The following is a 4396-nucleotide window of genomic DNA, read 5'->3' on the forward strand; positions in this document are numbered from 1 at the left end:
GCCGGCCACGCCCGGCGGTCTGCCGGCTCGGCGAGCCACGACCAGGCCCTCCGGCTCACCCGCCGCGGCGGCCTCGGCCACGTCGGCGTTGGTGGAGCCGGTCTCGGCATACAGCTCCAGCCGTGCCCACGGCCCGTTCGGCGCGACCAGCGCGCGCCGCAGCCGGGCCGCCGACAGCGGCGGGCGGTCCAGATCGGTGTACGGGGAGCCCGGCATCCCGCCAGCCTACGACGGTGACCGGAGCGGCACTGAGGCGTACTGCACAGCCGCCTCGACCTGAACCATCGTTATATTCCCTGGGTGACTACCGAGACCGGGACCAACATCCACAGCACCGCGGGCAAGCTGGCGGACCTGGAGCGCCGGGTCGACGAGGCGGTGCACGCCGGATCGGCGCGCGCCGTCGAGAAGCAGCACGCCCGGGGCAAGAAGACCGCCCGCGAGCGGATCGAGATGCTGCTCGACGAGGGCTCCTTCGTCGAACTCGACGAACTGGCCCGGCACCGGTCCACGGCCTTCGGGCTGGAGAAGAACCGGCCCTACGGCGACGGCGTGGTCACCGGCTACGGCACGGTCGACGGCCGGCAGGTCTGCGTCTTCGCCCAGGACTTCACGGTCTTCGGTGGCTCCCTCGGCGAGGTCTTCGGCGAGAAGATCGTCAAGGTGATGGACCTCGCCATGAAGATCGGCTGCCCGGTGGTCGGCATCAACGACTCCGGCGGCGCCCGCATCCAGGAGGGTGTCGTCTCGCTCGGCCTCTACGGCGAGATCTTCTTCCGCAACGTGCGTGCCTCCGGCGTCATCCCGCAGATCTCGCTGGTGATGGGGCCCTGCGCCGGCGGCGCGGTCTACTCCCCGGCGGTCACCGACTTCACCGTCATGGTCGACCAGACCTCGCACATGTTCATCACCGGACCCGACGTGATCAAGACGGTGACCGGCGAGGACGTCGGCATGGAGGAGCTGGGCGGGGCACGCACGCACAACTCGCGCAGCGGCAACGCGCACTACCTCGCCAGCGACGAGGAGGACGCGGTCGACTACGTCAAGGCCCTGCTGTCGTACCTGCCGTCGAACAACATCGACGAGCCGGTGGTCTTCGACGCCCCCGCCGACCTCTCCGTCACCGACGAGGACCGGGCACTGGACACGCTGATTCCGGACTCGGCCAACCAGCCGTACGACATGCACACGGTCATCGAGCACGTCCTCGACGACGGGGAGTTCCTGGAGGTCCAGCCGCTCTACGCGCAGAACATCGTGGTCGGCTACGGCCGGGTCGAGGGGCGTCCGGTCGGTGTGGTGGCCAACCAGCCGATGCACTTCGCCGGCACCCTGGACATCGCCGCCTCGGAGAAGGCCGCCCGGTTCGTCCGCACCTGCGACGCGTTCAACATCCCGGTACTGACCTTCGTGGACGTTCCCGGCTTCCTGCCGGGCACCGGCCAGGAGTGGGACGGCATCATCCGCCGGGGCGCCAAGCTCATCTACGCGTACGCCGAGGCGACCGTCCCCAAGGTCACCGTGATCACCCGCAAGGCGTACGGCGGGGCGTACGACGTGATGGGTTCCAAGCACCTCGGCGCCGACCTCAACTTCGCCTGGCCGACCGCGCAGATCGCGGTGATGGGCGCGCAGGGCGCGGTGAACATCCTCTACCGCTCCGAGCTGGCCGGTGCCGAGGATCCGGCGGCGGTCCGCGCCGAGAAGATCGCCGAGTACGAGGACACCCTCGCCAACCCGTACGTGGCGGCCGAGCGCGGATACATCGACTCGGTGATCCCGCCGCACGAGACGCGTGCCCAGATCGTCCGGGCGCTGCGCATCCTGCGCACCAAGCGCGAGACCCTCCCCCCGAAGAAGCACGGCAACATCCCGCTCTGACCGCGTTCCTGACCGGCGTCAGCAGGGCGGGTTGGCGGCGAGGCACATCCGGCTGGCGGCGACCGCCGCCAGCCGGATCAGCTCCGGCTCGGTGCCGTCCCGTCCCGGGGTGAGTACCGCGATCAGGTCGCCCACCCGCACCACAGCCGTGCTGGTCGGCCGGGACACGTTGCCGACGGTCTCGCCGGTTTTCTGGTCGCGGGCTCGTGACGAGGAGTGGCGGACCAGCACGGCCCCGTCCCCGGCGAAGCCCCGCTGCACCACCGCCCAGCGGTGCACCACTTCCGCGGTCCCCGTCTGTCCCGCGATCGTGTAGGGCCCGACGCTGCGCCACTCGGGGCAGGTGGCCAGCATCTGGTCGAGGTTGCCGAAGAACGACGCCGCCACGTCCGGCGTCACCCGGTACAGATCCTGGCTGAGCAGCAGGTCACTGGAGGGGCGGTCGACGCCCTCGGGGCGTTCCCGCAGCAGGGTTTGCGACCGTGACCAGAGGGACATCTGCCAGCCGGTCGTCATCCCCTGGGTCTCCCGGCAGTGACCCAACATCCGCTCGACGCGGACCGGCTCCCCCAGCCCTGACTCACTGAGCTGTACCTGCGCCGGCTGGGCCAGGTCGGCCGGTCGCAGCAGTGAGTCGAGGGCAATTTCAGCACGGGCCGGTGCGGTCGGAGAGGCCGAGGCCGCGACCGGAGGTGGCGCCACCTCTCCGCCGCGTTCGGCGGCGACGAAGGCGGAGACGCCCGCGAGCGTCAGCACGACCGTGGCCGCCAGGGCGGTACGACGGCTGCGCCGCCGGCCCTCGGCCCGGATGTCCTGCGGCTCCGGCCACCGGACGTCCCGCAGGTCACGCTGGATCTGTTCGACGAACGCCAGGTCGTCACGCATCGGTAGTCTCCTCCACATCAGAGACGGCGAGCAGCCCGGCGAGCGCGGCGCGCCCCCGGGAGAGTCGGGCCTTCACCGTGCCGACCGGGGCGTCGGTCTCCCGCGCCACCTCGGCGACCGGCATGCCGACCAGGTAGTACAGGGCGATGGCGGTGCGCTGCTCCTCGGGCAGCCGGCGCAGCGCGGCGACCACCTCGACGGTGTCGGTGTCCGGGCCGGGAACGGTCTCGTTGGCCCCGTGCCGCAGGTACGCGCGGGCACGGCTGCGCAGGCTGCGCCACCGGCTGACCGCCACCCGGCTCGCCACCACCCGTACCCACGCCTCCGGGTCGTCGTACCGGCTGACCGTCGACCAGCGCTGCCACGCCCGGATGTACGCCTCCTGCACGGCGTCCTGCGCCTCGACCCGATCGCCGGTCAGGGCGTAGACGAACCCGAGCAGCCGTTGCCGGCTTCCCCGGTAGAACTCGTCGAACCCGTCGACGTCCGGCACCCGCTACCTCCCCGTGTCGGTCGCAGGGAACACGCGCCGGGCAGGGTCGTCGGTTGCCCCGATCAGGCGATCATCTTCTCCAGCTCGGTCAGCGGGAACGCGCCCGCCCCGATCCGCTCCCGGACCGCCCGGCGTACCGCGCGCTGCACGGCCACGTTCACCGGCGTCGGTACGCCGTGCAACCGGCCGAGCAGGGCGATCTCCCCGTTGAGGTGGTCGGCCTCGGTGGAGCCCGCACCCCGGGCCAGGCTCTGCCAGGTGGAGCCGCCGGAACGCGCCTCGCCATTCACCGGGCGCTGCCCGACCAGGTCGCCGCGTTCGGCCTTCTCCTCCTCCGGGGAGGTGTGCGCGATGCCCGCGGCGGCGAGTACGGCGACACCCTCGGCGCGTACCCGCTCGGCCAGCGCGTCCGGGATGTCCCGACCGAGCAGCGCCTGCAGGCCGTTGCCGAGGTTGCTGAGCAGCTTGCCGTACTTCCAGCGCAGCACGTCCTTCCGCACCGGTGCGACGAACCCGGCGGCGGTCAGGTCGGCGGCGACCGCCCGGTCGGTGTCGTCGGCGCCGCTCGGGTACCGCCCGATGTGGAGCATCCCCGGGTGCGGGTACCCGTTGGCCACCACCACGCCCGGGTCCAGGTGGGTGGCCGGCAGCCAGACGCAGACCGCGTGCACGTCGGCGAAGAGCCGCAGCGCGGCCCGCTCGTTCGCCACCCCGTTCTGTGCGGTGACCAGCGGCAACCGCTCGCCTGCCGTACCGCCGCCGGCCACCGGCGCATCCACCCAGGCGGCCAGCGCCCCGGAGGTGTCCTGCGACTTCACCGTGAGGACCAGCACCGTGTCCGCGGGCAGGGGACGGTCACCGGGCCCGTCCACGGCGGCGAGGCGAGCGGTGACGTCACCGTCGGGCTGGCGCAGGGTCAGACCCCGCGCACGAATCGCGTCCAGGTGCGCCCCGCGCGCCACCAGGGTCACGTCCCGACCGGCCTGCGCCAGCCGCGCCCCGATCGTCCAGGTGCGTATCCAGCCAGGCCAGGCACTCCCGGAGGGCGGCGACGAACAGACCGGGACTGCCGTGCGTCCACGGGCCGATCACGAGGCGCGGCCGTGCGCCGGCGGCGCGCAGGGTGGCATGGTC

4 protein-coding genes and 2 pseudogenes are annotated in these 4396 nt (G+C 72.3%); 1 reads left to right on the forward strand and 5 read right to left on the reverse strand.

Annotated elements, in window-relative coordinates:
• A pseudogene (locus JNW91_RS29920) lies at window positions 1–216 on the reverse strand (biotin--[acetyl-CoA-carboxylase] ligase); the annotation flags it as partial.
• A gap of 84 nt (window positions 217–300) precedes the next feature.
• On the opposite strand from JNW91_RS29920, the gene JNW91_RS29925 reads away from it, so the two are divergent.
• Window positions 301–1884 carry an acyl-CoA carboxylase subunit beta gene (locus JNW91_RS29925; RefSeq protein WP_203178859.1) on the forward strand — a complete coding sequence of 528 codons (1584 nt, stop codon included), beginning with the start codon at window positions 301–303 and terminating at the stop codon, window positions 1882–1884.
• A gap of 18 nt (window positions 1885–1902) precedes the next feature.
• Here the strand turns inward: JNW91_RS29925 and JNW91_RS29930 are convergent, their stop codons facing one another.
• The 4 genes and pseudogenes from JNW91_RS29930 to JNW91_RS34120 all read right to left on the reverse strand — a co-directional run.
• The gene (locus JNW91_RS29930) at window positions 1903–2769 is read right to left on the reverse strand and encodes a hypothetical protein (RefSeq protein ID WP_203178860.1); all 867 of its coding nucleotides are present in this window, start codon (window positions 2767–2769) and stop codon (window positions 1903–1905) included.
• Window positions 2762–3262 (reverse strand): SigE family RNA polymerase sigma factor, encoded by a 501-nt coding sequence (locus JNW91_RS29935; RefSeq protein ID WP_203178861.1) that lies wholly within the window; start codon window positions 3260–3262, stop codon window positions 2762–2764. Before JNW91_RS29935 ends, JNW91_RS29930 begins: the two co-directional genes overlap by 8 nt.
• A 62-nt stretch (window positions 3263–3324) precedes the next feature.
• Window positions 3325–4233, reverse strand: coding sequence for a ketopantoate reductase family protein (locus JNW91_RS29940; protein WP_309244522.1), 909 nt, complete (start codon window positions 4231–4233; stop codon window positions 3325–3327).
• Window positions 4205–4396 (reverse strand): annotated as a pseudogene (locus tag JNW91_RS34120) (CocE/NonD family hydrolase); the annotation flags it as partial. The pseudogene JNW91_RS34120 and the gene JNW91_RS29940, both read right to left, overlap by 29 nt.

Source organism: Micromonospora parastrephiae, from assembly GCF_016802865.1.
GTDB lineage: Bacteria > Actinomycetota > Actinomycetes > Mycobacteriales > Micromonosporaceae > Micromonospora > Micromonospora parastrephiae.

Coding starts and splice junctions, on each gene's coding strand:
- JNW91_RS29930 (WP_203178860.1), bottom strand. CDS start 2,769: ATGCGTGACGACCTGGCGTTCGTCGAACAGATCCAGCGTGACCTGCGG.